This is a genomic window from Actinomyces slackii (assembly GCF_900637295.1).
GTDB classification, from domain to species: Bacteria; Actinomycetota; Actinomycetes; order Actinomycetales; family Actinomycetaceae; genus Actinomyces; species Actinomyces slackii.
Genome location: NZ_LR134363.1, coordinates 131885 through 158337 on the forward strand (window position 1 = coordinate 131885; position 26453 = coordinate 158337).

A 26453-nucleotide genomic window follows, 5' to 3' on the forward strand; every position below is an offset into this window, starting at 1 on the left:
GGGACCCATCCGGTAGCAGCCGGGTGGGTCCCCGCCATTATGCCCCACACGCGGCTGGAGTGTCCACGTGAGGAGCAGCGGGGCCTGCGCTGCGACAGGCGCGCGCCTCCCCGCCCCCGCCTCACATGCCGAGCTTGCCCAGGTCCCGCACCGCGCCGAGGTCCGCGCTCGTGGCGAGCATGGCGTAGGCGCGCAGCGCCGCCGAGACCTTTCGCGGGCGCTCGACATGCGGGGTCCAGGCCGCATCCCCACGGGCCTCCTCCTCGGCCCGGCGCGAGGCGATCTCGTCGTCGGACAGGCGCACCGAGATGGAGCGGGCCGGGATGTCGATGTCAATGATGTCCCCGCTGCGCACCAGGCCGATGAGCCCGCCGGCGGCGGCCTCCGGCGAGACGTGACCAATGCTCAGCCCCGAGGTGCCCCCGGAGAAGCGGCCGTCGGTGAGCAGCGCGCACTCCTTGCCCAGGTGCATGGACTTGATGTAGGTGGTCGGGTAGAGCATCTCCTGCATGCCCGGCCCTCCGCGCGGGCCCTCATGACTGATGACGACGACGTCGCCGGCCTTGACCTGCTTGCCGAGGATCCCCTGGACGGCGTCGTCCTGGGACTCGAAGACCACCGCCGGCCCGGAGAAGGTGAGGATCGAGGCGTCCACGCCCGCGGTCTTGACGATGCAGCCCTTGGTTGCGATATTGCCGAAGAGCACGGCCAGTCCCCCATCGGCCGAGTAGGCGTGCTCGATGTCGCGGATGCACCCGGAGACGCGGTCCACATCGTGGGCCTCCCAGCGCGAGGACTGGGAGAACATCTCGGTGGTGCGCACCCCGGCCGGGGCCGCCAGATAGCGGACGCGGTCCTCCTGGCTCATACCCGAGCCGGGCACGCCGTCGACGCCGGGGCGCATCAGGTCGTAGGCGGCCAGCTCGTCCTCGAGCGTGCCGCGCAGGACGGTGCGGGTGGAGGTGTCCAGCAGTCCGCCGCGGTCGAGCTCGCCCAGGATGCCCATGATGCCGCCGGCGCGGTGGACGTCCTCGATGTGGTAGAGGTTCGTCGAGGGGGCGACCTTGGCCAGGTGGGGGACCTTGCGCGACAGGCGGTCGATATCCGCCATGGTGAAGTCCACCTTGGCCTCCTGGGCGGCGGCCAGCAGGTGCAGGACCGTGTTGGTCGACCCGCCCATGGCGATGTCCAGGCACATGGCGTTCTCGAAGGCGGCCTTGGTGGCGATGGAGCGGGGCAGGACGGTCTCGTCCTCGCCCTCGTAGTAGGCCTTGGTGATCTCCACGATCTGGCGGCCCGAGCGCTCGAAGAGCTCGCCGCGATCGGAGTGGGTGGCCAGGAGGGTGCCGTTCATGGGAAGGGCCAGTCCCATGGCCTCGGTCAGGCAGTTCATGGAGTTGGCGGTGAACATGCCCGAGCAGGACCCGCAGGTGGGGCAGGCCAGGCGCTCGATGTCGGAGATGGTCCGGTCATCGACGGTGGGGTCGGCGGCGTCCATCATGGCGTCGATGAGGTCGAGCTTGCGGGTGGTGCCGTCGGCGGCCACCATCTTGCCCGACTCCATGGGGCCCCCGGAGATGAAGATGGCGGGGATGTTCAGGCGCATGGCGGCCATGAGCATGCCGGGGGTGATCTTGTCGCAGTTGGAGATGCACACCAGGGCGTCGGCGCAGTGGGCGCTGACCATGTACTCCACGGAGTCGGCGATGAGGTCGCGACTGGGCAGGGAGTAGAGCATGCCGTCGTGACCCATGGCAATGCCGTCGTCGACGGCGATAGTGTTGAACTCCTTGGCCAGTCCCCCGGCGGCCTCGATCTGACGGGCCACCATCCGCCCGACGTCGCGCAGGCCCACATGCCCGGGGACGAACTGGGTGAAGGAGTTGGCAATCGCGATGATGGGCTTGCCGAAATCGGAGTCCTTGACGCCGGTGGCCCGCCACAGGGCGCGGGCGCCGGCCATATTGCGGCCGGAGGTGGAGGTGGCGCTGCGGTAGACGGGCATGAGGACTCCTCAGGAGGACCAGTAGGACCACCCCAGATTAGCGGTCGCCGTGTCATCTCGACGCAGGTGGTCACTGTGCAGTCGACGGCGAGCCCGCCCCGCCGGCGGCATCCCTCAGGCGTAACTGGCCACGATGCGCCGGGCGGCGCCGTCGACCGTCATGGTCCCGCCGTGCGGCAGGATCCACTGGGGGCGGGTGTGCCCGAAGGGAGCGCCCACGCAGACAACCGCCTCCGGGTTGTAGAGGCCGACCGTCTCGATGACCGCCTCCCTCTGCTCGGCCCGACGTCGGGCCCGGGTCTGGGCGTCCGGGCGATCCTCCAGTGAGGACGCCGGCGGTCGGGCGACGAGGACGGCGTCGACAGCGGCCAGCAGCCCCCTCTCCCCCATGGCCCGCAGCATCATCCTGACCTCACTGGCCGATGGCAGGGCCTCGGAGGTCTCCAACAGCATGACCGCGCCATCCAGGACCCGGGGGTCCGCCGGGAAGCGGCCCGCGGCGAGGATGGCCTGGAGGACCTCCAGGCAGCCGCCCCAGGTCGGGCCCGTGACTGTGCGCCGCGGTCCCGCCCACGTCCAGCGCTCAGTGGCCTCGCGCTGCCCGTTCTCGCTCAGCGCCCGCGGGTCGAGCCAGTCGACACCGTAGTCCTCCGACTCCCCGGGCTCGGTGATCTCCAGGGACTCGCCGCTCAGGAGCGCCGCTCGCAGGGAGGCCAGGTGGATGGGGTCGACCTGCGGGCCGGGCCCCAGGTGCACCTGGGAGGAGCCGCCGTAGAAGCTCGTGACCCCGTTGCCCCAGAGCCACTGGTGCAGGTTCGTGTTGTCGGAGTACCCGAGGAAGGGCTTGGGGTCACGGCACACGGCCTCCGCCTCGAGATGGCGGATGACGGTGATCTGGTCCTCGCCGCCGACTGTGGCCAGGATGGCCCGGACGCTGGGGTCGGCGAAGGCGGCGTTGAGGTCGCGAGCGCGCTCGGCGGGCGAGGCGCCCAGCTGGCGCGTCGTCGGGTACTCAACAGGGATCAGGCCGGTCAGGTCGACCAGTCGCGCCATGGCCTGCTCGTGGACCGCCGGGGCGAAGCCCGGAGCCGCCAAGGAGGGCGAGAGGACGGCGATGCGGTCACCGGGTCGGGCTTTGGCGGGGCGGCGCAGATCCATACTGGATTGGACCACGCCAGTCACGCCCCGGCAAGGTGAGATTAGCGCGGATGAGTGACGCCGAGGGATCACCATCGGCCTTGCCGTGCGGCGCAGGCCAGTGGGCCGGGCGAGCGAGCTCGAGCCCGAGGCCCTCGCGGTTGAGCCTGGTCCGCAGCGTCTACGCCGCACGGAGGAGCCGCGATCCACTCAGACGACTATTCATCGAGAGAATACACTCAGCGTATAGTCGCTGGCATGGACTCACGACTCACCATGCTGGGCCTGCTCGGCGCTGGTCCCAGCCACGGATACGACCTCAAGCACTCCTGGGACCGCTGGTTCTCCACCACCCGCCTCCTGGCCTTCGGCCAGGTGTACGCCACTCTCGCCCGCCTGGCCCGCGACGGCCTCATCACCCAGATCGACTCGGCCCCCGGCTCCGGCCCCGAGCGCAAGCGCTACGAGATCACCGACGCCGGCCGCGCCAAGGTCGCCGACTGGCTCGCCACGCCCGAGCCCCCCGACGCCTCCATCCAGGCCGACCTCTTCGCCAAGACCGTCATCGCCCTCATGCTCGACGACGACGCCGCCGGGCTCCTGGACGCCCAGCGCGCCCGCCACATGGAGCGCATGCGCGAGCTCACCCGCCTCAAGACCGGCGGCGACCTGCGCACCGTCCTGCTGGCGGACCACGCCCTGTTCCACATCGAGGCCGACCTTCGCTGGATGGAGACCACGGCGGCGCGCCTGGGCGAGCTGCGCACCGCGCTGCGCGAGGAGGCCCACTCATGAGCCCCGCGCGCACCGCCTCGCCCGACCGAGCCGCAGGCACTGACCAAGCCGGCGCACCGTCGTCGGCCAGCACCACCATCATGAGCGCCCGCGGACTGCACCTGGCCTTCGGGCAGACCAAGGCCCTGCGCGGCGTCGACCTGGACATCACCGCCGGGGAGGTCCTGGCCATCACCGGCCCGTCGGGCTCGGGCAAGTCCACGCTCCTGCACGTCCTGGCCGGCGTGCTCGTCCCCGACGCCGGCAGCGTCGACTACGGCGGCACCACCGTCACCGACCTGGACGAGGCGGCCCGCTCGCGCCTGCGCCTGCACGAATTCGGCTTCGTCTTCCAGTTCGGCCAACTCCTGCCCGACCTATCCGCCCTGGACAACGTGACCGTGCCGCTGCTGCTGACCGGCACTCCGCGCCGCAAGGCCCTGGCCGCCGCTCGCGACGCCCTGGCCGAGCTGGACCTCGCCGAGCACGCCGCCAAGCGCCCCACCCAGATGTCCGGCGGCCAGGCCCAGCGCGTGGCCATCGCCCGAGCCCTGGTCACCGGCCCGCGCATCCTCTTCGCCGACGAGCCCACCGGCTCCCTGGACTCCCTGGCCGCCGAGCGCGCGATGGAGGCGCTCGTCGGATCCGTGCGCGCTCGCGGCGCCTCCATGGTCATCATCACCCATGACGCGCGCACCGCCGCCTATGCCGACCGCGAGGTCACGGTCCGCGATGGGCGCCTGACCATCGGGGGCCCGGGCGGCGCCGCCTCGACCGCGGCTGCGGCGACTACAGCGACCACCGCGACCACAGCGGGAGGCCCGCGATGACCTCCGTCGTCCTGACCCGCCTGATCCTGGCCGCCGACCGCGCCTCGCGGCGCCGCGCCCTGGGGATGGTCGCGGGCATCGCCGTCGGCGTGGCCCTGGCCCTCATCCTGCTGGCCGCCTCCCAGGCCCTGCCCATGCGCACCGCCCGCTCCAGCTGGGCGGCCCTGCAACTGGAGCAGTCCCAGGCGCTGACCCCCGAGACAGTCCTGGCCGGCGACCAACTGGCCGTGGCCTCATCCGTGGACGTGCACGACGGCGCCCAGATCACCGTCATGCACGTCGCCCAGCCCGACGGCGGCACAACCGCCCGCATCCCCGGCGCGAGCGCCGTGCCGGCGCCGGGCGAGTACCTGGCCTCCCCCGCCCTGGCCGAGCGCATCGACTCCACGCCCGCCGACCAGTTGGGCGAGCGCTACGGCACGCGCGTGGGGACGCTCGCCGAGGAGGCCATCGAGGGCCCCGACTCCCTCGTGGTGGTCGTGGGCGCCGACCTGCCCACCGTGGCGGCCACGGGCGGCATGGTCGACCCTCAGGTCGTCACCGAGCTGAACGGCACGCCCTTCGCCAGCATCTCCTATCAGATCGCCATGATCATCGGCGCCATCGCTCTGCTCGTCCCCGCGCTCGTGCTGGTCGCCGTCGTCACCGACCTGGGGGCCGCCCAGCGCGCGGAGCGCTTCGCGACCCTGCGGCTCATCGGCGCCACGCCCCGGCAGGTCGCCGGCGCAGCCGCCATCGAGGCGGCGGCCACCACCCTCCTGGGCACCGTGGCCGGGGTCGCTCTCTACCTGGCGAGCATCCCGGCCGCCGCCCGGATCACCATCGCCAGTTCGCGCTTCTTCCCCGCCGACCTGCTGCTGAGCCCCCTGACCATCACGGGCGCGGTCCTGGTGGCGACGGCGGCCGCAACCCTGGTCGCCTGGTGGCGGACCCTGCGGGCCGACGTCGGCCCCCTGGGCGGGACGCGCGAGCGCCACGAGACGCGTCCGCGCCTGGTGGGTCTCCTCCCGCTGGCCATCGGGGTGATGGGCCTGGCCACGATGGGCCTGGTGCGCGACCACGCGCCGCGCCTCGCAGCCCCGGCGATCCTGGGCTCCTTCGTGCTGACCATGCTGGGGCTGCTGGCGGCCGGGCGCGTGCTGACCTGGTGGGTGGGGCGCCTCGGGCAGGCCGGCGCCCGCAGCGCCGCCCAGGTCATCGGCTTCGCGCGGATCACCCAGCACCCGAGGGCCGTGTTCCGCACGGTGTCGGGGCTGGTGGCGGCGCTGTACGCGGTGACGGTCTTCGCCGTGGCCATCACGGCGGCCGCGGGGACGCACTCGGTGGAATCCAGTGGTGGCCGTTTGGCGCCGACGGCGATCGCCGCCTTCCCCACGAATCCCGACCCGGCCGTCGCCGCTGAGGTCGCTCAGCGTGTCAGTGCGATCCCCGGGGTGAGGCGCGTGGTCCAGGCGACCCTCACGGAGCCCGCGCGCAGCCCCGACGGCTCATTCAAGCCGGGAGACTTCGGCTCCCTGGTGCTGGAGGCGGATGACGCCCAGGCCCTCGGCGCCCCCACCGCGCCCAAGGGAGCCCGCAGCGTGTCGATCAACGCCCTATGGGTGTTCACGGGCGAGCCCGCCCGCCCCACAGCCGTGACGGGTCCCACCCCCGAGGGCCTGCCGGCCTTCATCATCGATGTCGCACCGGGAAACCAGGAGGCTGCCGAGCGAGCGCGCACACTCCTGTTCACCTCCGATCTGCATCTGAGCAGCGCTCCGATGTCCCGCCTGGACCGGAGCGTGGTGGAGGCGGGCGCGGTGGAGAACCAGTTCGCCACCATGGGGTACATCGGGATCCTCATTGCCACGGGCATCTCCGCCGTGTGCATGGGGGTGTCCACCATCGCGGCCCTGGTGAGCCGCAAGCGCGTGCTGGTGCTGCTCAAGCTGACCGGCATGCCCACCCGCACCGTGCGCTCGATCATCGGCTACGAGACCTGGGCACCGGTGATCGTGGTGGTCGCGCTGTCGATCGGGCTGGGAGCGCTGACCGGGTGGGGCATCGTCTCGGGCCTATCCGCCCGGAGCGTCGAGTGGCCCGAGCCGATGTACTACGTGGTCCTGGCGATCAGCCTGGTGCTGGTGGCGGCCAGTGTCCTGGGGGCGACCCGCGCCGCCCGGCGGATGCTGCAGGGGACCACGGTGCGCTTCGAGTAGGAGGGTGCGCGGACAGGCGGGGCTCATCGCCGAGCCTGGCGGACGTGACTTTGCGTCGACGACGTGGGTTCGCGTCAATCACCCCTGTGCAAGCCCCAGTTCGATGACGCAAGCCCTCGTCCGATACGCAGAACGTCGTCCCCGCCACCGCGACACCGCGCGCCAAGCGGGAGGCCGATGCGATGAGGGCCCCTGCGAGCACTGGACCACTGGACGAGCCGCGTAAAGCACGGTTGCTCACTTCCCAGTCAAGCAAGTCGATCACGGGATACTCACGCGAGAACGCCGATCCCGGAAGGCGAGAAGAGCCGGACAGCCAGGTCCAGTCAAGCAACGCTCATCGTCACCTGAGGCTTCACACCGTCGTCACTCACCCGGCTGCCGCCCATGACGGCAGGTACCTACGCGCCTTGGTCCCAGCTCCTGGGTTCTCGATCGCGATGGCTCCACTATCGAGCGCCTCCTTGATGAAACGCGAGACCTGTGCTCGGTTCCCTGCGGTGATTCCGAACCTCTCACGCACCGACGTATTGGTCATCGGCCGCTGATTCACGTAGCGCAGACACGCGTGGAAGTAGATGGCGTTGATACGGTCATCAGTGTCCATGAGAGACAACTGCCTGGGACCGAGCAGAACCACCCGGGTGGAGCGGCCGTCCAGGACTACTCTCGGCGCTGGGAGCACAGCCTCCTCCACCGCCTCAACGATCTTGTCCCATCCACTCCCACGCTCCTCGCACACGCCGATCATCCTCATCACTCGCGCCATCCACTCGTTGCGGGATTGCGGTGTCCCATCGACGAAGCGACGGAGATCCCTGGCGAACAGCAGGGCACCGCCAGCCGCCACGGACCAGCCGGTGCTCAACGAATATCGAATGACCCCCGCACCGACAAGTACCTGTAACACAGCGTCCTGACTTGCAGGACGCGGAACATGCATCAACTGAAAGAACGAGTCGACGTCAAGAATCTCAAAGAGATCACCGGGCTCCAGATCCTGCGCAACCACACAGTCCTCAAAGGTCTGAGTCGTCAGCCGCTCCCACAGATGTCTTTCGAGCACAGGCTCACTACCGAGAACCTTGCAATACGACTGCCTCCTCATGTAAGCCTCACCCCTGAACCGAACTGGGCGCCCCACAGCGGCAGGAACCTCGAGGACGACCAGTCGATGCCCTGCACGCTCAATCTCTCCAACAAGCAGTTCACCGTCGAGGGTGAGCGAACGGGACAACCATGGGAGAAGATCCTCGTTACCCTTGCCCTTGAGCGACCGGAGATCGACTGTCGTGCCGACGACGACCAGATCCTTGTCCTGCACTCCCCACACGAGGTAGCCAGCCGGCTGGCCGACAAGTGCCGCGCTGTTGGCCAAGGAGGAGAGCCGCTCGCCGATCATCACCGGATCAGCGTTGCTCTCCTTGAACTCGACAACCTCCGACTCCCGTCCCTCGGACAGCAGTCGATCAAGAACCTTGTCCCAGTCCCGCATGGTTGTCCCCTGGCTCCGACGCTCTCAGTCAAGCAAAACCATAGCGACTTTGCGGCGCCATTTCGCGCCTGTCAGTCCCCCAGCCGTCCGACGCGCACATGCCAGTCAAGCAAACCAAGGGCGACTCACGCCTCCCGCCCTCACCCCGATACCGGCCCGCCACCGCGACACCGCGCGCCAAGCGGGAGGCCGATGCGATGAGGGCCCCGCGAGGCCGACGGCGGCCGGCCACGCGGGTGGTCGGCCGCCGTCGGGAGGTGGGCGGTCAGGGCAGGGCGGGCCTCACATGACGCCGAGGATCTCGGTGACGAAGACGAGGGTGTCGCCACCCTTGATGCCGGCCTGGGGGACACCGCGGTCCCCGTACCCCAGCTCGGCGGGGATGGACAGCAGGACGCGCGAGCCCACCCGCTGCCCCACCAGGCCGTCGTCCCAGCCCCGGATGACCATGCCCACACCCACCTGGAAGCTCAGCGGCTGGCCGCGGTCGTAGGAGTTGTCGAAGACCTGGCCGTCCCAGACCTGGCCCAGGTAGTGGCAGGCGATGTTGTCGCCGGCCTCGACGACCTGTCCGTCGCCGGCCTCCAGCACCTGGACCTGCAGGCCCTCGGGGGCCTGGGAGCCGGGGAAGGTGAGAGCGGGCTTGGAGCCCTTGTCGCCCTGGACGGTGGGCATGTTCGTGTTGATCATGCCGCCACCCTAGGCCAGTGGGCGGGCCGCGCCGGGCACCGGGGCCTCGGCTCGCGGCGAACCGGCCCTGCCGCCGGGCCGGCCGGCCGCTCCCCCGGCAGAGTCGGCCCTCCCGGATGCGTCAGGCCGGCCCGGTCTGGGGCGCGCGATGGCGCCGCTCAGAACGAGCCGGCCTGGCAGTGCGGCAGGAGCAGGACGAGTCGGCCTCCTCGAGCCCCTCAGTCCCCTCAGTCCTCTCAGTCGCGGAAGTAGGACAGCAGCCGCAGGAACTCCAGGTACATCCACACGATGGTCACCACCAGCCCGAAGGCCGCGGCCCAGGCGTAGCGCTGGGGGATCTGGTTCTCCACGCCGCTCTGGATGTACTCGAAGTCCACCGCCAGCATGAAGGCGGCCATGACCACCGCCACCAGGCCCAGGATGACGCCCAGCGGGATGCCCATGATCTCGATGCTGCGCAGACCCCACTGCCCGCTGGTGACGCCGAACATCATGAGGCCCAGGTTGATGAGGCTGAACAGGGCGTAGCCGCCGATCGCCACGAAGAGCACGCGACGGGCGCGGCCCTGGACCCGGAAGCCGCCGAAGGCGTAGGCGCACAGCATCGCGACGAAGGTCGCCCCGGTGGCGAGCACGGCCTGCATGACGATGCCCGGGTAGCTGTACTCCATGTAGCCCGAGAAGGCTCCCAGCAGCAGGCCCTCGAAGACCGCGTAGGCGATGATGAGGGCCGGGGAGGGCTTGGACTTGAAGCTGTTGACCAGCCCCAGGACCAGGCCGCCGATCAGGCCGGCGAACATCGCCATGACGCCCAGGCCCACAGTGGCCGGGGTGGTGATGAGGTTCCAGGACACCGCGCCGACCGCCACGATGACGGCGAACAGGCCCGCAGTGCGGATGATGACGTCGTCGTAGGTCATCCGGCGCATATCGGCGCTGGTGGCCGACGGCGCCCGGTACTGCGCCTCCATGGAGGCCAGCTGATCAGGGCTCACGCCGCCGTACTGCTGGGGCATCTGCCCGTAGCCGGTCTGCTGGGGCGCCTGCCCGTAGCCGGGCTGGTAGCCGGGCATGGTCGGGTAGCCGTTCGGGGTTGTCTGTGCCGCTTCGCGCACGCCGCCGCCCGGTTGGAAGGCCGAGCTGCGGCTGAAGTAGGGGTTGCTCATATGGTCTCCTTGGTTCGGGGCTGCGGGACCTGTCCGCGCAGCGGCCCGGCGCATGCGCGGGCCTCACCGGGCCCAACACCGGAACTGGGCTCATTATGCCCGCAGCCCCGGATCGCAGAAAGCCCGCGCGCGCCGCCTCGCCAGGCCTCGCCCTATCTCCCCAGGCCTCGCCAGGCCTCGCCCCATCTCCCCAGGCCTCCCCAGGCCTCCCCGGGTGCACGGGTACCGGAGCTGCTGGCGCTCACACGCATCTTGGGGCAGACTCCTGGCCATGCGCGCACGCACTCTGTTCCTCATCCCCGCGCTACCCCTTCTCGCGCTCGGGATCACCGCCTGCCAGACCTACACGCCAATCGCCATCACCAGCGTGGAGCCATCCAAGGGCGCATCCGACAGCGCATCCGAGAGCCCCTCCGAGTCCCCCTCCCCCGAGCCTGAGGACTCCCCCACCCCGAGCCCCACCTCGTCTCCGGACTCCACTCCTGAGAGCGTCGCCATCACCAGCCTGTCCGTCGGGGACTGCATCCTCAACCCCGGCGAGAACTCCGGCGCCACGATGGAGCGGGTCGATTGCGGCGTCTCGCACTACGGCGAGATGTTCTACACCGGGACCTCAGGATTGACCGACTACGACGAGACCAGCCTGACCGATGAGATCCAGCTGGCCTGCGAAAGCGCCATGACCAGTTACATGGCTCCTGGCAGCACCGATGGCTACTCCTTCAAGTACTGGTACCCCCAGGCAACGGCGTGGGCGGCGGGCAACCACGACTACTACTGCGTCGCCATCAAGGAGGACGAAACCGATTTCACCGGCACGCTCAAGGGCGGAGGCTCGGACGGGGGCTCAGGCGGGGGCTCGGGCGGAGGCAGCGAGACCACCTGAGCCCAGCGGCTCTGAACCTGCGCCGTCGCGAGGAGCGCAGCGCACCGCAACCTCCTCCCCTCGGAGGACCACTCTCCACCACCGGTCCCGGAGGCTCCCGGAAGCGCTTTCCTCTCCCTGGCCGATTACTCTGACACCGCGCCCTTCCTAGCCTGATGCCAGCGAGCCGGACCAGCATTCCGGCCACCGGAGCATCCCGGGCACGAAAGTCGCGCACCACGATCGGAGCGGTCGGTCTGACCAACCTGGCCGTGACGCCTCAGCGCGACCGCGCCGCGACGGCCACAACGACCGCCGTCGCGCCCAGGGCCCTGGTGCCGCTGCTGTCCAACCGGCTCGCCCTCCCCCACCGGGATGCCTGAGCACAATCGCGAGGACACGCGCATGACCACCCTGACCGAGCCGGAGCACTCCAGCTCCACCTACGCTGACCGACCGTCACCGGGCGCAAGCGGCGGTCAGCGGCCCCTCATCGCGCGGACCGAGCCCTCCCGAGCCCAGGGCCGGCCGCCGGCGGACTCCCCCAGCCTCTACCTCCTCAGGGCAGCCGCCCAGGCCATGCCCAGCCTGTCCGGGCAGCACTCCGACCCCCGTGCGCGCACGATCCTGCCCGGCAATGACACACTTGCCCCGATGCCTTCCTCCTTCACGCATGCGCACCCGGGCCCGGCAGCCTCCGCGGCCCGCTCGACGCTCCTTGGCCGACTGAAGGACTGGCGCCTCAACCACCCCATCCAGGTCGACGCCCTGCTCGCCCTGGGATTCCTGGTGATCGGCGCCCTGTGGGCCCTGCTGGCGGCCACCAGCACCCGGGTGTACAGGACCACGCCCCCTGACGCACTGAGCATCATCCCGGTGCCCGTCGCGACTCTGCTCGTCGTCGCTGCCGCCCTGGCGCTGCGGCGCCGCGCCCCCCTGGCCTGCGGGGCGGTCGTCCTGGCGGCCTCGCCACTGGCCATCGTGTTCATGAAGTACGTGATGGGCCGTGGGGCCGACACCGTCGAATACGGCCTCTACCTCATGATCCTGCCCGTCCTGCTGAGCATCTCCATCTCCGTGGGGACTGTGAGCTCCCACAGCCGGATCTCCACCTCCTGGGCGGGCTGGGTGGTCGCCACCATGATCCCGCCCCTCACCTTCCTCCTCATCGGCGAGGCCGATCCCCTGACCCCGACCGAGCAGGCGCGCGAGTGGACCCCCTACGCCGTCATCTTCCTGGCGGCGCAACTCGTGGGCCTGTCCGCCCGGTCCAACCGCATGCGCCTGGAGGAGGCGGAGGCGCGCTCGGTGCGCCTCGCCCTGGCCCGCGAGCAGAGCGCCCTGCTCGCCGCCGCCGAGGAGCGCAGCCGGATCGCCCGGGAGATGCACGACGTCGTGGCCCACTCCCTGGCCGTCATGATCACCATGGCCGACGGCGCCAGTGCCACCATCGATCGTAAGCCGGAGCAGGCCAAGCAGGCCCTGGAGATGCTCTCCGAGGCCGGCCGCACCGCCCTGGCCGACACCCGGCGCCTGGTGGGCGTGCTGCGCGAGGACCCCAGTGTGTCCACCAGGCACTCCGAGCAGTCCGGTCACTCGGCCTCCGGCGCTGCCAGCACTGCTGGCACTGACCCCACCGAGCCCACTGAGCCCGCCGAGCCCGCTGGCCCGGCGGGGCCCCGCCCCGAGGGCGACCAGGCTGGGGCGACCGGGGGGCGCTGGCACCGCAAGGCCCGTCGTCGCACGGGCGGCGATGCGCCCGCCTCGGCAGCCGGCCCCCAGGTGCGCGACCTGCCCATGCCCGAGTTCGCCCCACCGGGGACCGTCGCCCCCATCGAGCCCAGCGCGCCGATCGAGGACCTGCGCCACCAGGCCACCTCCGACAGCACCGACCCCACCACCGGGACCCTGCCCACCGCACCGGCACCCGAGCAGGCCGATATCGGCGCCCTGGTCGCCCGCTTCACCAAGGCCGGCGTGCCGGTGTCCTACTCCTGGTCGGGCAGGGACCTGCCCGACGACAAGGCGCTGCAGCTGACGCTGTTCCGCATCGCGCAGGAGGCGCTGACCAATGTGCTGCGCTACGCCCCCACCACCTGCGCGGTGACGGTCGCCGTCGAGCGGCACAACGGGACCGTCGTGCTGACCGTTGACAATGAGGCCGCTCCCGGAAGCCGGCCCATGCACGGCTCGGGCAAGGGCCTGATCGGCATGCGCGAGCGCGCGGCGGTCTATGGTGGGTCTGTGCAGGCCGGGCCCACCGCCTCCGGGTGGCAGGTGCGCGCGGTCCTGCGCTGGGATGAGAACGACGAAGGAGCCTCCTCATGGCAGACGCCCCTGTGAGCAGCTCTGCTGCCGACTCCGAGCAGGAGGAGGCACGCAGCGTCAGCGTGGTCCTGGCTGACGACCAGGCCCTCATGCGGATGGGCTTCCGCATGGTGCTCGACGCCGAGAACGGGATCGAGGTGGTCGGGGAGGCCTCTGATGGCGCCACCGCCATCGCCCAGGCCCGTGCCCTGCGCCCCGACGTCATCCTCATGGATGTGCGCATGCCCGGCATGAACGGGATCGAGGCCACCGAGGTCATCGTGCGCGAGTGCCCCGGCACCCGCATCCTCATCCTGACCACCTTCGATCTGGATGAGTACGCCTTCTCCGGCCTGCGCGCCGGGGCCTCCGGCTTCCTGCTCAAGGACACCCGGCCCACCGAGCTCGCCGAGGCCATCCGCACCGTGGCCTCGGGGGAGGCCGTCGTCTCCCCGCGCATCACGCAGCGCATGCTGGAGATGTTCGCCACCGCCCTGCCCGATGCCGGCACCAGTGCCGCCGGATCCGGCGAGGACCCGCGGATCGCCTCCCTGACGCCCCGGGAGCGCGAGATCCTCGTGCTCATGGCCCGCGGGATGTCCAACGCGGAGATCGCCGACCACCTCGTGGTCTCCGCGACCACCGTGAAGACCCATGTGGGCAATGTGCTGGCCAAGCTGGATGTGCGCGACCGCGTGCAGGCCGTCGTCGTCGCCTACGAGACCGGCCTCATGACCTGACTCCGCCAATTTGCGTGAGTTCGTGCTTTTCCAGGCCCGGAGAAGTACGAACTCACGCAAATTGGCGGAGTCACGGGGTGTGGAGGCGCTGCTGGGCCTCCTCGAAGCCCAGGAGGGCGACCTGCTCGACGGCGTCGGCCGCCCGCTCCAGGGTGACGGCCAGCTCCTCGCGCTCTCGCGCCGGGACATCCGACAGGACGAAGGCCGCGGGGTCCTGCCGGCCGGGTGGCCTGCCCACGCCCACGCGCAGGCGCGCGTAGTCCTTGGCGCCCAGAACCGAGGAGATCGAGCGCAGGCCGTTGTGGCCGCCCTCCCCTCCCCCGCGCTTGAGCCGCAGCTCGTGGGCGGGCAGGTCGAGCTCGTCGTGGATGACCAGGAGCCGGTCCGTGCCCACGCCGTAGTAGTTGGCCAGTGCCTTGACCGGACCGCCCGAGACATTCATGAAGGACGTCGGGGCCGCCAGGATGGCGCGAGGCCCGGGAGCGCCCCCGGGCGCCATGCCCAGGCGCGCCTCGGCCACGTGGGCGCGGGCCTTATGCGCGGACATCCGGGCCCCGGCACGCCCCGCCAGCACATCGATGACCATATGTCCGATGTTGTGGCGGTTGCGGGCGTACCGGGGCCCGGGGTTGCCCAGCCCGACGACGAGCCAGGGGTCAGAGCTCACCGGGCTCATTGGGCTCATCGGCTCACCGACTCACTCGGCCTCAGGGGCCTCGGGCTCGGCGGGAGCGGCGGTGGCCACGACGTTCTTGTCGGCCACGTTGACCACGGCGGTCTCGGGGTCGGCGACGGCCTGGACGCCCTCGGGCAGGGTCAGGTCGGCCACGGTCAGGACGGTGCCGCCGGCAACCCCGGTAATGTCGACGTCCAGGGTCTCGGGGATGGAGACCGCGGGAGCCGACAGGGTCACGTGGGAGGCCTCGATCATGTGGATGGTGCCGGGGGCAGCCTCGCCGACCACGGTGACGGGGACCTCGACCTCAACGCGCTCGGTGAGGTTGACCAGGAGGAAGTCGACGTGCTGAACGCCGGGGCGGATGGGGTGGCGCTGCACCTCCTTGGCCAGGGCCAGGAGGGTCTCTCCCTCGATGTCGAGCTCGACCAGGGCGTTGTCGTTGCTGCGCAGGGCCAGACGGGTGGCGTGCTCCTCCAGCAGGAGGTGGCGGGGCTCGGTGCCGTGGCCGTAGACGACGACGGGGACCTGGCCGGCGCGGCGGGCCTGGCGGGCCGAGCCCTTGCCGAACTCGGTGCGGTTGACGGCCTTGAGGGTGACGGCGTCATTGGTCATGGTGCGCTCCTTGTGCTCATGCGGGGCGCGGGCCCCGCTGGTGGTCCGGCGGGCGCGAGGACGCGCAGTGCCGCGGGCACCACCACGTCGATCACGGATGCGCGCCGTTGGCGCGTCCCTCGCCGGGGCAACTCGGGAAGTTTATCCCACCGGCCGGCCCCTCCCAATGCGGTGGTCCTCACGCCGGCGCCCCGAAGCCCCGGCGCCCCGCCGGCGCGGACGGGATCGAACAGGAAAACCGACAGCCCTCCACCGAATCCCCGGCGCCCCGCCGGCGCGGACGGGATGCCCGACGGCTACATGACCGTGATCACCAGCCACCCGGCGCCCCGCCGGCGCGGGCGGGGTCAGGGCGCCAGGAGCGCCAGGACGCGGCGGACCTCCTCGATGGGCAGCTGGCCGGGCGCCGAGGCGGGCCCGGAGGCGACGGCGAAGGTGAGGGCCGAGCCGAAGACCGGGGCCACCCGGCTCACCGCCCCAAGGGCCCCCATGGAGATGGCGGCCACGGGGATGGACAGCCGGGCCTGTGCTCGCGCGCCCACGCCCAGCAGACGGACGACATCGGCGCCGTCGGCGGGCATCACGGCGATCTTCGCCAGGTCAGCGCCGTGGGAGGCCATCGCGGACAGGACCGCCTCCATCCGCGCATCGGGGGGCGTGGCGACGACGTCGTGGAAGGAGCCCACCACATCGATCCCGAGCCCATGGGCCGCAGCCGCCACCGCGGCCAGGCAGCCCCGCTCGACCTCCACGTCGATCGCCGCCACCGCCGCCGCCACCGCTGCCGTCCCGCCTGTCCCGGCAACCCCCTCCAGGAGGCTCAGGAGGAGGGCCTCGTAGTCGCCGTCGGGCAGGGCGACCCGACCGCCCTCAGCCCGGGTGCGGCAGGTCAGCAGCAGGGGCGCGCCGGCACCGGCCACCGCCAGGCAGGCCTCCAGCGCCGCCCGGCAGGCCTCGGCCGTGCCCGCCTCGCCCGACCCGCCGGACCCGCCCGACCCATCAGCCCCGGTCGGCTCACCCAGGGCGCGGGCGACGCCGTCGAGCAGGTCGAGGCGCAGCTCGAGCACGTCGGCACCGGCGGCGACGGCGCTGCGGGCCTGGTCGGCCGCCTCGGCGGGGCCGGGCCCGGTCAGGGAGACGACGATGGCCGGCGCCCCCGCGCCGATGCGCGCGCCTCCCCACCTCAGGGTTCGGGTCTCCTTCATGCTCGCTCCTCTCGATCCGCCTCAGGGCTCGGTGATGCGCCGGGCTCAGGGCCGGGCGGGCGCGCCCTCGATGGCGGGCGCGTCCTCGATGAGGGACAGGGCGATCCCGTCGAGGATGTCGTGCAGGCTGGTGATGACGCCGCGCAGGGGCCTGCCGGCGGCGGAGGTCTCGGCGGCCACCCGCTCCACCACCTCCTGCCACACCAGGGCGCCGGCGGCGATGACGTCGCGGCGGCCGGGGGCGAGGTACCCCCAGGACTCGCGCTGGGCGGGGGTGGAGTGGAGGATGGCGCGGCAGGAGGCGGCGACCTGCTCGGCGCTGAGCTCGGCGCCGTCGATCGCCTCGGGCTCGAAGGCCTCCAGCCCCAGGGCGTGGGCGGTCACGGTGGTGACGGTCCCGGCCAGGCCCACGATCCGCTCGGGCGCGCTCAGGTCGACGGCGTCGGCGGCCTCATCCAGCAGGGCGCGGACCTCGGCGCGGGCGGCCGCCTCCGCGTCGGGGGTGACGCCGCCGGCCAGGTGGCGCTCGGTGATGCGCACGCTGCCCACATCCAGGCTGATGGCGGCGCGCGGCTCGCCAGTCCCCAGCACCAGCTCGGTGGAGCCACCCCCCAGGTCCACCACGAGGCGCTCGGCGTTGCCGCCCACCCCCAGCAGGGAGCCGGCGAAGGACAGGCGGGCCTCCTCCTGGCCGGTGATGACCTCCGGGTCCACGCCCAGGGCGGCGCGCACGCCGGCGATGAACTCCTCGCGGTTGTCGGCATCCCGGGTTGCCGAGGTCGCCACGAATCGGCGCTGCTGGGCGCCGTGGGCGCGGCAGTCGGCGGCGTAGTCCTCGACGACGGCCAGGGTGCGCTCCAGGGCGGCCGGGTCGAGGCGCCCGGTGCGGTCCACCCCTTGGCCCAGGCGGACGATCTCGTTGCGGCGCGCCACCGGCTCCAGGCCGAGGCGGCCGTCGTCGTACCGGGCGTCGGCGATGAGCAGGCGGATGGTGTTGGTTCCGCAGTCGATGGCGGCCACACGGGTCATGGATGTCCTTCCGGATGGGGGGTCGGCGGGGCCGGGGGCACCGGAGGAGCCGACGGTGAGCAGGGTAGCCGGATCGCCGGGGCCATGAGTCGCCGCGCACCGGCCGGCTCAGCAGTGGCAGTGCTCCGGGTCCCACATGCCGCGCTCGGCCAGCACGGCCAGGGCCCGGTCCCCCATGGGGTTGACCCCGGGGCCGGCGGCCAGGGAGTGCCCCACCACGGCGTGCAGGCACTTGACGCGGGTGGGCATGCCCCCGGCTGAGATCCCCTCGATCTCGGGGACCTGGCCGAGCTCGGCACGCCTGGCCAGGTAGTCCTCGTGGGCGCGGGCGTAGGCGGCCGCGAGCTCGGGGTCCTGGGCCAACTCGGCGTTGAACTCCTCCATGAGGTGCTCGGCCTCCAGCGTGGAGCAGCCCTTCACGGCGGCGGGGTGAGTGAGGTAGAAGCTCGTGGGGAAGGGGGTGCCGTCGTCGAGGCGGGGGGCGGTGCGCACCACGGCGGGCCGCCCGCAGGCGCAGCGCGCGGCGATGGACACGACCCCTCGGGGCACCCTGCCCAGCTGCTCGGCCAGGGCCTCCAGGTCCTGGGGGGCGGGGGCCTGGGTCATGGCGTCTCCTGCGCTGTGGGTGCGGGGCTGGGTGCGGGGCTGGGGGTGGACTGGGGGCCGTCGCTGGGCTCGGGCGGGGCCCAGCCGCGCTTGGCCGGGTCCTCGGGCGCGGCCGACTGGGGCGCCTCGCCGGCGAGTCGGGCCGATTCGCGCAGCCTGTCATACCAGGGTGCGCGCCGGGAGCTCTCCCCTGCGGTCTGGCCGTCGGGGTCCTCGGCGTACTTCTCGGCACCGACGACGACGTAGGTGGTCTCCCCCGGCATCACGTAGCCGAGGCGCTCTCGGACCTGGGATCGCACGTAGTCCTCATCCTCCCACTGGCTGAGCTCGCGCTCCAGCGCGGTCGAGGTGGCCTGGGCCCTGGCGAGGCGGTCGACGACGTCGTCGTACTGGGCGCGCTGGGACAGGTAGGCGCGCAGGGAGGTGAAGACCAGGGCGAAGGCGAGCAGGGAGACGACGACGAGCATGACCACCCGCGGGGGGATGCTCCGCTCGGCGGCCATGGGCGCAGCGGTCTCGGGCGCCTCCTGCTCGGCCGTGCCCCGGGCGGGGGTCGAGGACTGGCCGGGATGCGTCCCCGAGCCGCGCGAGCCCCGGCGGGCGGAGGAGCGGGAGGGTCGTCTCGGCGTCATGGGACGATCCTGCCCCAGGCCTGCGGGCGAGGACGGGCGCGACACAGGCTGCGTCGCTCACGCCAGGGCACCGGCGCGGCGGGAGGAAGTCCGAGCGCAGGACGGCGCCGGTCCGCGGATGGCGCGGATGGCCTCGGATCACGGCACGGCGGGAGCGAGGCCCGCAGGATTGGCGCGCCAACTGTCCTGGTCGGCTGCCTCGACTGCCAGCGGCTGATACGGCCTTGCCTGTGAGCGCGCTCGAAGCCCTACCGTCAGGGATATGGACTCCGCGGCACTCACTGACGCACTACGGCTCGCCGTCGACCCGGCAGGAGGGGTGAGCGTCGACGCCCTACGTGATCTCGTCCGCGATGACGCCGACTCAACAGCGTGGGACATCGCCACAACCGCCGACTACCTCGGGGTCAACCCGCACACGCTGCGCTACTACGAGCGCATCGGCCTGCTCCAGGTGGCCCGCGATCGCCTGGGTCATCGCGTCTATGACGCCGCCGCGCTGCGCCGGCTCGTGTTCATCACCCGGATGCGCGCATCCGGGATGTCGATTGCGGACCTGCGCCGCTACGTCGAGCTGATCGAGGCCGGCCCCGACACGGTGCCCGCGCGCCTCGATCTGCTCCTGGAGCACCGCGACACGCTGCGCCGGCAGATCGCCCAGCTGCAGCTGTCCTTGGCCGTGACCGAGTTCAAAATCGCCACCTACAGTGAAGGACCCCGCCCATGACCGCCTCGCAGCATGACATCACCTCTCCGGAGAATCTCAGACGGCGTCACCGCGGACAGGACGTCCTGGCCAGGATCGACGGTGACCGGGGAGAGGCGGTCATCGACGCCCTGTCCGATATCTGCCCCGCCATGGGCCACCACATCGCCGCCTTCGCATTCGGCGACATCTACGACCGGCCCGGCCTCGATGCCCGCAGCCGCCAGCTGGTCACCCTCGGCGTCCTCACTGCTCTGGGGGGGGCTGCGAGCCTCAGCTCAAGGTGCACATCGGGGCCGCGCTCAACGTCGGCCTCAGCCGGGAGGAGATCGCCGAGGCCCTTCTCCACGCCACCGTCTACTGCGGCTTCCCCAAGGCGCTCAACGCCATCTTCACCGCCCGTGAGGTCTTCGAGGATCGCGACCAGCAGTCGACCGCGTGAGCCTTCTGAAGGGATGCGCGGGCAGGTGGGGCTCCTCGCAAAGCCTGGCGGACGTGCGTTTGCGTATCGGACGTGCCTTCGCGTACCGGACGTGCGTTTGCGTCAATCACCCCTGCGCTAACCCCAGTCGGATGACGCATACCCTCGTCCGATACGCACATCGTCGTCCGCGCCACCGCGCACGGCCGAGCCCCATCCATCCGTGCATCCCTGTGGGGGGCACCGGCATCGGGGGGTCGCGCCAGGCGCTCCCCTACTGGTCATCATCCGAGCCCGCGTCCCGCCGTCCACTCCCTGGCGTCGTCTGCTGGCGGGCCTCGGGCAGTTCCATGACGACGCTCAGCCCACCGGCGGGCCTGGCGCTCAGGCCCAGCTCGCCGTCATGGGCCGTCACCACGGCCGAGACGATGGCCAGGCCCAGTCCGTACCCGGTGCCGCTGGCACGGCCCTGGCCGCGCACGAAGGGCTCGCTCAGCGCCGCGACCTCCTGGGTGCTGACCACCGGGCCGTCATTGTCGACGGCGAATCGGACCCCGCCCGGGCCGCGCCCCGTGCGCACCGAGATCCAGCCGCCCTCGACGTTGTGGCGCACGGCGTTGCGCAGCAGGTTCGAGACGGCCTGGCGGAGCAGCACCGGATCCCCCGAGGCGGGGGCCGCCTCCAGCGCCTGCTCCACGCGCAGGCCGCGCATCTGGGCCTGCTCGGCGACCTGCGCCAGCTCGGCGCGGACCATGCCCGCCAGATCGACCTCCTCATACCTGATGTCCCCGGCCTGAGCATCGGCCAGATCCAGGAGGGCGTTGACCATCTCCCCGTTGAAGCGATTGACCTCCAGCACCTTGCGCAGGACCGCGCGCAGGTCCTCAGCCGAGGCGCCGGGATCGCCCAGGGCCACCTCGATCATCGCCTGAGTGGTGGCCAGCGGAGTGCGCAACTCGTGGGAGGCATTGGCCGCGAAGCGGCGGTGAGCCCCGAAGGACCGCTCCAGGGAGGCCAGCATGCCGTCGAAGGTGTCCGCCAGCTCGTGGATCTCATCCTTCGGGCCAGTCAGTGCCAGTCGTTGGCTGAGATCGCCCGAGGCCGCCCGCCTGGCGGCGGTGCTCACGGAGGTCAGCGGCCGGAGCATCCTGCCCGCCAGGACCCAGCACACCACTGCGGACAGGAGGGTCAGCACCAGCAGGACGATGACTGCCGCCCACAGGATCGAGGTGTACGTGGCGTACAAGGCGTTCTCAGCATCCCTCAGCATCGCGTCGGTCTCCGGCGAGGAGAAGTCGATCTGCTCCGCTGGGATCTCCTGCGAGTCACCGGTCCCGTCCGCGATGATATGCACCTCGAAGATGGTGTAGGAGGAGACCAGGGCGATGAGGATCGCTCCCGTGACGGCCATGAGGCCGGTGTAGGTCAGCGCCAGGCGGGCGCGGATGCTCAGGCGCCGCGCACGGCGCAGGCCCGTCTCTCCCGTTTCTGACAGACCGCCGCCCGCCGGCGGGGGCTGGACCACCGGTGCCTCCGGGGCGCCGGCGGTTGAGCGCGAGCCCCGTCTCATGCGTCTCATGCGCTGAACCGGTAGCCCGCGCCGCTCAGCGTCTGGATCACCCAGGGGTCGCCCAGCTTGCGGCGCAGGTGGGAGATGGTCACGCGCACGGAGTTGGTGAAGGGGTCCGCGTTGGCGTCCCATGCCCTCTCCAGCAGGTCCTCGGAGCTGATCACTCCCCCGTCGGCCTCCATGAGGACCTGGAGGATGGCGAACTCCTTGGGGCTGAGGCGGATGGGGCGCCCGTCGCGCCGCACCTCCCGCCGGAAGGGGTCGAGCCTGACGCCGTGGGCCTCGATGACAGGGCTGCGCGCGGGCTGACTGCGCCGCTCCAGGGCCCGCAGCCTGGCCACCAGCTCGAGGAACTCGAAGGGCTTGACGAGGTAGTCATCCGCGCCCAGCTCGAAGCCCTCGACCCGCGAGTCCAGCCTGCCCGAGGCGGTGAGCATGAGCACCCTGGTGGTGGGGTGCTCCTCGACGACCCGGCGGCAGACCTCATCACCGTGCACCACGGGCAGGTCCCGGTCCAGGATCACCACGTCGTAGCGGCACTCCTCGACCTGCTCCAGAGCCCGGCCCCCATCGCCGACGACGTCGACGGCCATGGCCTCGCGGCGCAGGCCAGTGGCGATGGCCTCGGCCAGGTAGTCCTCGTCCTCCACGATCAGCACGCGCACTGCCGCCCCCTCGATACCCGCAGGCGCTCATCGCGCCTGACACCGTGAACCATCGACGCCCAGATTGAACCACCCCCGACGTTGCCACGGCATAAGCGGTGCCGTGAACGCCATGACAACACCGGCCCCGATTGTCTTCTCCCCGAGGGCAGGGCGCACCCGCGCCTGTCCGCGCACCAAGGGCTGCACCACATGGTTCAGCCAACAGACCCAGCACGGAGGGATACCCATGACCACCAGAAGGACCGGCATGATCAGGGCGGCCGCGGCGACCAGGATGACCGCGGCCGCCGGGGCGGTCTGCGCGGCGATGGCGCTGAGCCTGCTCGCCGGCTGCTCCCAGTCCCCGACTGCGGGATCGTCCTCCCAGGCCTCTCTCGACGCCGCCAGCATTCAGGAGAACTCGCTCTCCATCGCCCGGTGCATGCGGGACAAGGGCTTCGACGTCCCCGATCCTGACAGCGATGGAAACCTGAATATGCCCACGACGGACGACCCCGAGGCCGTTGAGAAGGCCTTCAAGGAGTGCGAGGACAGCGCCGGCCCGCTCCCGGGGGCCGAAGACGTGTCCGAGGAGGAGATGCGGCAGTTCCACGTCCGGCTGGCCGAGTGCTTGCGTCAGGAGGGCTACGACGTCGCCGACCCTGCGCCGGGCGAGAATCTGGCCGTCGATGAGAGCATCCCCGAGGAGGCCCTGAACACCTGCTCCGAGAAGGCCGACGCCGAGTCTCCCAGTGCGCCGGCGACCACGAAGGGCGGCAAGTGATGCGAGCCCTCAATGACCGCGCGCCCGCACCCTCGGAGTCCACGAGCACTGAGAAGGGCGCCACCGCGCATGACCGGCCCGAAATCACGGATGCCGCCCGACCCGACGCTCCCGCGAGCGCGGCCCGCCCCATGCGACGCCGCGCCCTGCTGGCCGGCGGGGCCTGCGCCGCCCTGGCCCTGACCGCGGGCGCCGTCATGCGGGCCAGACGGATCGGACCGTTCTCAGCGCCCTCGGAGCCGTCCTCCCTGCCCTTCAGCGGGGCCACCGACACAGTGAGCCGCGGGGACCTGCAGGGTCAGGCCTCGGTGTCCGGGACACTGCGCTACTCCGAGGCCCGCACTCTCAAGTCGGGCTTCGAGGGCGTGCTCATCGGCCTGCCCGCCTCCGGAACCGTCCTGACCCAGGGCGACCTCCTGTACCGCGCGGGGGCCGAGGCCGCCTACCTCATGCACGGCACCGTGCCGGCCTGGCGGACCCTCGAGGCGGGCGTGGACGACGGCGAGGACGTCCTCCAGCTCCAAACGGCCCTGAGGTCCATGGGCTACTTGGAGGGCGAGCCCGATGACCGCTTCGGCCGGGCCACCGCCAGCGCCGTCTTGCGGTGGCAGAAGGATGCGGGGCTGTCGCGCACCGGGACCGTCCCGCTGGGGCAGGTGGTCTTCTCCCCCGGGGATCTGCGGGTGGGTTCGGTCAGCGCCAAGCTCGGGGACCGCGCGGCCATGGACTCCGAGCTCTACGCGGTCACCAGCACCACCCAGGTGGTTGATGCCCCCGTCAAGCTCTCGGACCAAGGGCTGGCCGTCGTCGGAGGGACCGTGACCATCACGATGCCCGATTCCACGACGACCTCCGGCACCATCAGCGCAGTGGGCACGCCCACGGAGAAGTCGTCGGGATCGGGGGATTCCAAGGAGAGGATCATCCCGGTGACCATTACCCTGGACGACGCCGGGGCGAGTGCCGCCTTCCAGGAGGTCTCGGTGACGGTGGCCCTGCCCAGCCAGACCCGCGAGGACGTGCTCTCAGTGCCCCTGGGCGCGCTGCTGGCCCTGAGCCCGCAGCAGTACGGCGTCGAGATCGTCGAGTCCGATGGCACCACCCGCAAGGTGCCGGTCACGACCGGGCTGTTCGCGGCCGGGCGCGTGGAGATCTCCGGCGAGGGGATCACCGCGGGGCAGTCAGTGGTGGTGCCGCAGTGATGAGCCGCATCCTGTCCCTGCGAGACGTGTACCGCACCTACGGGGAGCCGCCCGTGACCGCCTGCGCGGCCGTGAGCCTCGAGGTCGATGATGGCGAGCTGGTCGCCATCGTGGGCCCCTCGGGCTCGGGGAAGTCCACGCTCCTCAATCTCATCGGCACCTTGGACCGCCCCAGCTCGGGCACGGTCGAGATCGACGGCCTCGACGTCGGCGCCCTGGACGATGCGAGACTCTCGGCGCTGCGCGCCAGTCGGATCGGCTTCGTCTTCCAGCAGTTCCACCTATCCGACGGCGTCACGGCGCTGGACAACGTCGCCGACGGCCTGCTCTACAGCGGCACGCCCCGCTCCGGCAGGCTCCAGCGCGCTCGCCGGGCGCTCGAGCGCGTCGGGCTGGGGCACCGCATGGATCACCGCCCTCACCAGCTCAGCGGCGGCGAGCGCCAGCGCGTGGCCATCGCCAGGGCGGTGATCGGCGATCCCGCGCTCCTGCTGGCCGATGAGCCGACCGGGAACCTCGATTCGGTCTCGGGGGCCTCGATCGTCGAGCTCCTCCACGAGCTGCACCGGCAGGGGACCACCATCATCGTCATCACTCATGACAACGAGCTCGCCTCCCACCTCCCCCGGCGTATCAACCTGAGCGACGGCCGCGTTGTGGGCGACTCGTTGCGGAAGGAGGACGCGCATGGCAGCGCACGCATCACGCACTGAGACCGGCGCCGCCCGCCGGGCAGCAGTGGGGCTCCGACCCTCACGGCTGCTCCCGGCCGATGCCCTGCGCCTGGGGCTGACCGGCCTGAGGGCCCGGCCCGCCCGGGCGCTCCTGTCGGCCCTGGGCATCGCCATCGGTATCGCCGCCATGGTCGCGGTGGTGGGGGTCTCCGCCTCCAGTCACGCCCAGCTCACCGCCCAGCTCGACTCACTGGGCACCAATCTGCTGACGGCGGGCAGTGGCCAGGATATTTTCGGCAAGGCCACGTCCCTGCCCCAGGACTCCGTGGGCAAGGTGCGGCTCATCGAGGGGGTGCGCAGCGCCTCGAGCACCGGGACGGTCAAGAACTCACTGGTCTACCGCAGCCCCCTGATCGACAAGAACGCCTCCGGCGGGATCGCCACCCTGGCTGCCGAGCAGTCGCTTCTGGATGTCGTGGCGGGGCGGGTGAGCAGGGGCGGATGGCTCAACGAGGCCACCGCGGACTATCCGGCCACGGTCCTGGGGAGCAGCGCCGCAAAAAGGCTGGGAGTGGTCTCGCCGGGGACGAATGTGTGGATCGGGGGGACGTGGTTCACGGTGGTCGGCATCCTCGAGCCGGTCGCGCTGGCCCCCGAGCTCGACAACGCCGCGCTCATCGGCCAAGGCGCGGCCTCCTCCCTGCTGGGGCACGATGGCAAGCCGAGCAAGGTGTACACACGCAGCGATGACGACGCCGTGCCCACCGTCCGGTCCCTGCTGGCTCCCACGATCTCACCGCAGTCCCCCAACGAGGTGAAGGTCTCCCGCCCCTCCGACGCGCTGGAGGCCAAGAACGCCGCGGACAGGGCGCTGACCGGTCTGATGCTGGGGGTGGGCTCCATCGCCCTGCTCGTCGGCGGCATCGGCGTGGCCAACACGATGATCGTCTCGGTGCTGGAGCGGCGCAGGGAGATCGGGCTGAGGCGGTCCCTGGGCGCCAGGCGCGGTCATATCCGGATCCAGTTCATGACCGAGGCGCTGGTGCTGTCCCTCGCCGGAGGGGTCTTGGGCAGCCTCATCGGCGTCGCGGTATCAGGCGGGATGGCTGCGCTGCGCGGCTGGCCCTTCGACCTGCCGCCCCTGGCGATCGTGGCGGGGCTGGGGATCACCGTGGTCGTCGGCGCACTGGCGGGCGCCTATCCCGCGGTGCGCGCGGCCCGCACGCCTCCGACCTCCGCGCTCAGCGCGCATTAGACCCGCTGCGGCAGGAGAGGAGGGTTGGGACGCGCAGCGGGGGCCTTCCCCGGCCCCGCGAACGGATGGGGCCGGGGAAGCGCCCGGCGGGGTGCGCCAGCCGGATCGTGGGTCTCTCGCCGAGCCTGGCGGACGTGCCTTTGCGTATCGGACGTGACTTCGCGTCAATCACCCCTGTGATAACCCCAGTCGGATGACGCGAACCCTCGTCCGATACGCACATC

Annotated in this window: 25 protein-coding genes and 1 pseudogene; 13 read left to right on the forward strand and 13 right to left on the reverse strand. The window is 71.4% G+C overall.

Going from position 1 to position 26453, the window contains the following annotated elements; translation table 11 throughout:
- Nucleotides 1-121: 121 nt before the first annotated feature.
- Nucleotides 122-2005, reverse strand: coding sequence for a dihydroxy-acid dehydratase (ilvD, locus tag EL266_RS00555; RefSeq protein WP_026427896.1), 1884 nt, complete (start codon nt 2003-2005; stop codon nt 122-124).
- Nucleotides 2006-2119: 114 nt separating this feature from the next.
- Nucleotides 2120-3178, reverse strand: a complete 1059-nt coding sequence (locus EL266_RS00560) for a S66 family peptidase (protein WP_232012059.1) — start codon at nt 3176-3178, stop codon at nt 2120-2122.
- Nucleotides 3179-3400: 222 nt separating this feature from the next.
- Here EL266_RS00560 and EL266_RS00565 point away from each other — a divergent pair, with 222 nt between their 5' ends.
- From EL266_RS00565 to EL266_RS00575, 3 genes are read left to right on the forward strand one after another with little or no spacing between them, the layout of a single operon-like run.
- Complete coding sequence (locus EL266_RS00565; RefSeq protein WP_026427894.1) at nt 3401-3937, forward strand: PadR family transcriptional regulator; 537 nt, start codon at nt 3401-3403, stop codon at nt 3935-3937.
- Nucleotides 3934-4746 (forward strand): ABC transporter ATP-binding protein, encoded by an 813-nt coding sequence (locus EL266_RS00570; RefSeq protein ID WP_084501093.1) that lies wholly within the window; start codon nt 3934-3936, stop codon nt 4744-4746. Before EL266_RS00565 ends, EL266_RS00570 begins: the two co-directional genes overlap by 4 nt.
- Complete coding sequence (locus tag EL266_RS00575) at nt 4743-6944, forward strand: FtsX-like permease family protein (RefSeq protein ID WP_026427893.1); 2202 nt, start codon at nt 4743-4745, stop codon at nt 6942-6944. Before EL266_RS00570 ends, EL266_RS00575 begins: the two co-directional genes overlap by 4 nt.
- A 370-nt stretch (nt 6945-7314) precedes the next feature.
- Here the strand turns inward: EL266_RS00575 and EL266_RS00580 are convergent, their stop codons facing one another.
- From EL266_RS00580 to EL266_RS00590, 3 genes are all read right to left on the reverse strand, one after another.
- Nucleotides 7315-8439 (reverse strand): ATP-binding protein, encoded by a 1125-nt coding sequence (locus EL266_RS00580; RefSeq protein ID WP_026427892.1) that lies wholly within the window; start codon nt 8437-8439, stop codon nt 7315-7317.
- Nucleotides 8440-8721: 282 nt separating this feature from the next.
- Entirely contained in the window at nt 8722-9129 is a 408-nt protein-coding gene (locus EL266_RS00585; RefSeq protein WP_026427891.1) for an FKBP-type peptidyl-prolyl cis-trans isomerase, read from the reverse strand.
- Between the two features lie 236 nt (nt 9130-9365).
- Nucleotides 9366-10295, reverse strand: coding sequence for a Bax inhibitor-1/YccA family protein (locus EL266_RS00590; protein ID WP_026427890.1), 930 nt, complete (start codon nt 10293-10295; stop codon nt 9366-9368).
- A gap of 271 nt (nt 10296-10566) precedes the next feature.
- Here EL266_RS00590 and EL266_RS00595 point away from each other — a divergent pair, with 271 nt between their 5' ends.
- The 4 genes from EL266_RS00595 to EL266_RS00610 all read left to right on the forward strand — a co-directional run bounded on the left by EL266_RS00595 (nt 10567) and on the right by EL266_RS00610 (nt 14207).
- On the forward strand, nt 10567-11181 hold the full coding sequence (locus tag EL266_RS00595) for a hypothetical protein (RefSeq protein ID WP_026427889.1): 615 nt from the start codon (nt 10567-10569) through the stop codon (nt 11179-11181).
- A gap of 155 nt (nt 11182-11336) precedes the next feature.
- The gene (locus tag EL266_RS00600) at nt 11337-11543 is read left to right on the forward strand and encodes a hypothetical protein (RefSeq protein ID WP_126412030.1); all 207 of its coding nucleotides are present in this window, start codon (nt 11337-11339) and stop codon (nt 11541-11543) included.
- 22 nt (nt 11544-11565) lie between these two features.
- Nucleotides 11566-13503: a histidine kinase gene (locus EL266_RS00605; protein WP_232012060.1), complete on the forward strand. Its 1938-nt coding sequence runs from the start codon at nt 11566-11568 to the stop codon at nt 13501-13503.
- Nucleotides 13485-14207 (forward strand): response regulator, encoded by a 723-nt coding sequence (locus EL266_RS00610; RefSeq protein WP_026427887.1) that lies wholly within the window; start codon nt 13485-13487, stop codon nt 14205-14207. The genes EL266_RS00605 and EL266_RS00610 overlap by 19 nt, the downstream gene beginning before the upstream one ends.
- Nucleotides 14208-14277: 70 nt before the next feature.
- Here the strand turns inward: EL266_RS00610 and pth are convergent, their stop codons facing one another.
- The 6 genes from pth to EL266_RS00640 all read right to left on the reverse strand — a co-directional run bounded on the left by pth (nt 14278) and on the right by EL266_RS00640 (nt 18970).
- Nucleotides 14278-14874 (reverse strand): aminoacyl-tRNA hydrolase, encoded by a 597-nt coding sequence (gene pth / locus EL266_RS00615; protein WP_026427886.1) that lies wholly within the window; start codon nt 14872-14874, stop codon nt 14278-14280.
- A 30-nt stretch (nt 14875-14904) separates the two neighbouring features.
- Nucleotides 14905-15498, reverse strand: coding sequence for a 50S ribosomal protein L25/general stress protein Ctc (locus tag EL266_RS00620; protein ID WP_026427885.1), 594 nt, complete (start codon nt 15496-15498; stop codon nt 14905-14907).
- A 347-nt stretch (nt 15499-15845) separates the two neighbouring features.
- Nucleotides 15846-16703: a type I 3-dehydroquinate dehydratase gene (locus EL266_RS00625; RefSeq protein WP_026427884.1), complete on the reverse strand. Its 858-nt coding sequence runs from the start codon at nt 16701-16703 to the stop codon at nt 15846-15848.
- Nucleotides 16704-16748: 45 nt separating this feature from the next.
- Nucleotides 16749-17732, reverse strand: a complete 984-nt coding sequence (locus EL266_RS00630; protein WP_034515535.1) for a Ppx/GppA phosphatase family protein — start codon at nt 17730-17732, stop codon at nt 16749-16751.
- Between the two features lie 108 nt (nt 17733-17840).
- Nucleotides 17841-18338: a DUF501 domain-containing protein gene (locus tag EL266_RS00635; protein WP_026427883.1), complete on the reverse strand. Its 498-nt coding sequence runs from the start codon at nt 18336-18338 to the stop codon at nt 17841-17843.
- A complete protein-coding gene (locus tag EL266_RS00640; protein ID WP_034515533.1) occupies nt 18335-18970 on the reverse strand; it encodes an FtsB family cell division protein in 636 nt (211 codons plus the stop codon). The genes EL266_RS00635 and EL266_RS00640 overlap by 4 nt, the downstream gene beginning before the upstream one ends.
- A gap of 262 nt (nt 18971-19232) precedes the next feature.
- Here EL266_RS00640 and EL266_RS00645 point away from each other — a divergent pair, with 262 nt between their 5' ends.
- On the forward strand, nt 19233-19697 hold the full coding sequence (locus EL266_RS00645; RefSeq protein WP_026427882.1) for a MerR family transcriptional regulator: 465 nt from the start codon (nt 19233-19235) through the stop codon (nt 19695-19697).
- A pseudogene (locus EL266_RS14015) lies at nt 19694-20118 on the forward strand (carboxymuconolactone decarboxylase family protein). The gene EL266_RS00645 and the pseudogene EL266_RS14015 overlap by 4 nt, the downstream one beginning before the upstream one ends.
- Nucleotides 20119-20371: 253 nt before the next feature.
- Here EL266_RS14015 and EL266_RS00655 read toward each other — a convergent pair.
- Nucleotides 20372-21676 (reverse strand): sensor histidine kinase, encoded by a 1305-nt coding sequence (locus EL266_RS00655; protein ID WP_232012061.1) that lies wholly within the window; start codon nt 21674-21676, stop codon nt 20372-20374.
- Nucleotides 21673-22332 (reverse strand): response regulator transcription factor, encoded by a 660-nt coding sequence (locus EL266_RS00660; RefSeq protein ID WP_026427881.1) that lies wholly within the window; start codon nt 22330-22332, stop codon nt 21673-21675. The genes EL266_RS00655 and EL266_RS00660 overlap by 4 nt, the downstream gene beginning before the upstream one ends.
- Before the next feature lie 229 nt (nt 22333-22561).
- Here EL266_RS00660 and EL266_RS00665 point away from each other — a divergent pair, with 229 nt between their 5' ends.
- The 4 genes from EL266_RS00665 (at nt 22562) to EL266_RS00680 (ending at nt 26229) form a co-directional block, all read left to right on the forward strand.
- Complete coding sequence (locus EL266_RS00665) at nt 22562-23098, forward strand: hypothetical protein (RefSeq protein WP_232012062.1); 537 nt, start codon at nt 22562-22564, stop codon at nt 23096-23098.
- Nucleotides 23099-23229: 131 nt separating this feature from the next.
- Entirely contained in the window at nt 23230-24300 is a 1071-nt protein-coding gene (locus tag EL266_RS00670; RefSeq protein WP_197719278.1) for an efflux RND transporter periplasmic adaptor subunit, read from the forward strand.
- The gene (locus EL266_RS00675) at nt 24300-25013 is read left to right on the forward strand and encodes an ABC transporter ATP-binding protein (protein ID WP_026427879.1); all 714 of its coding nucleotides are present in this window, start codon (nt 24300-24302) and stop codon (nt 25011-25013) included. Before EL266_RS00670 ends, EL266_RS00675 begins: the two co-directional genes overlap by 1 nt.
- Nucleotides 24988-26229: an ABC transporter permease gene (locus EL266_RS00680; RefSeq protein WP_051281411.1), complete on the forward strand. Its 1242-nt coding sequence runs from the start codon at nt 24988-24990 to the stop codon at nt 26227-26229. The genes EL266_RS00675 and EL266_RS00680 overlap by 26 nt, the downstream gene beginning before the upstream one ends.
- The last annotated feature ends 224 nt before the right edge of the window (nt 26230-26453 follow it).

Bases quoted from the DNA above. Each gene is read 5' to 3' on its own strand.
- EL266_RS00625 (WP_026427884.1), bottom strand. From the start codon at position 16,703: ATGAAGGAGACCCGAACCCTGAGGTGGGGAGGCGCGCGCATCGGCGCG.
- EL266_RS00675 (WP_026427879.1), top strand. From the start codon at position 24,300: ATGAGCCGCATCCTGTCCCTGCGAGACGTGTACCGCACCTACGGGGAG.
- EL266_RS00565 (WP_026427894.1), top strand. From the start codon at position 3,401: ATGGACTCACGACTCACCATGCTGGGCCTGCTCGGCGCTGGTCCCAGC.
- EL266_RS00595 (WP_026427889.1), top strand. From the start codon at position 10,567: ATGCGCGCACGCACTCTGTTCCTCATCCCCGCGCTACCCCTTCTCGCG.
- EL266_RS00570 (WP_084501093.1), top strand. From the start codon at position 3,934: ATGAGCCCCGCGCGCACCGCCTCGCCCGACCGAGCCGCAGGCACTGAC.
- EL266_RS00600 (WP_126412030.1), top strand. From the start codon at position 11,337: ATGCCAGCGAGCCGGACCAGCATTCCGGCCACCGGAGCATCCCGGGCA.
- EL266_RS00590 (WP_026427890.1), bottom strand. From the start codon at position 10,295: ATGAGCAACCCCTACTTCAGCCGCAGCTCGGCCTTCCAACCGGGCGGC.
- ilvD (WP_026427896.1), bottom strand. From the start codon at position 2,005: ATGCCCGTCTACCGCAGCGCCACCTCCACCTCCGGCCGCAATATGGCC.
- EL266_RS00620 (WP_026427885.1), bottom strand. From the start codon at position 15,498: ATGACCAATGACGCCGTCACCCTCAAGGCCGTCAACCGCACCGAGTTC.
- EL266_RS00640 (WP_034515533.1), bottom strand. From the start codon at position 18,970: ATGACGCCGAGACGACCCTCCCGCTCCTCCGCCCGCCGGGGCTCGCGC.
- EL266_RS00605 (WP_232012060.1), top strand. From the start codon at position 11,566: ATGACCACCCTGACCGAGCCGGAGCACTCCAGCTCCACCTACGCTGAC.
- EL266_RS00585 (WP_026427891.1), bottom strand. From the start codon at position 9,129: ATGATCAACACGAACATGCCCACCGTCCAGGGCGACAAGGGCTCCAAG.
- EL266_RS00635 (WP_026427883.1), bottom strand. From the start codon at position 18,338: ATGACCCAGGCCCCCGCCCCCCAGGACCTGGAGGCCCTGGCCGAGCAG.
- EL266_RS00670 (WP_197719278.1), top strand. From the start codon at position 23,230: ATGCGACGCCGCGCCCTGCTGGCCGGCGGGGCCTGCGCCGCCCTGGCC.
- EL266_RS00610 (WP_026427887.1), top strand. From the start codon at position 13,485: ATGGCAGACGCCCCTGTGAGCAGCTCTGCTGCCGACTCCGAGCAGGAG.
- EL266_RS00680 (WP_051281411.1), top strand. From the start codon at position 24,988: ATGGCAGCGCACGCATCACGCACTGAGACCGGCGCCGCCCGCCGGGCA.
- EL266_RS00665 (WP_232012062.1), top strand. From the start codon at position 22,562: ATGACCACCAGAAGGACCGGCATGATCAGGGCGGCCGCGGCGACCAGG.
- EL266_RS00630 (WP_034515535.1), bottom strand. From the start codon at position 17,732: ATGACCCGTGTGGCCGCCATCGACTGCGGAACCAACACCATCCGCCTG.
- EL266_RS00580 (WP_026427892.1), bottom strand. From the start codon at position 8,439: ATGCGGGACTGGGACAAGGTTCTTGATCGACTGCTGTCCGAGGGACGG.
- EL266_RS00655 (WP_232012061.1), bottom strand. From the start codon at position 21,676: ATGAGACGCATGAGACGGGGCTCGCGCTCAACCGCCGGCGCCCCGGAG.
- EL266_RS00645 (WP_026427882.1), top strand. From the start codon at position 19,233: ATGGACTCCGCGGCACTCACTGACGCACTACGGCTCGCCGTCGACCCG.
- EL266_RS00575 (WP_026427893.1), top strand. From the start codon at position 4,743: ATGACCTCCGTCGTCCTGACCCGCCTGATCCTGGCCGCCGACCGCGCC.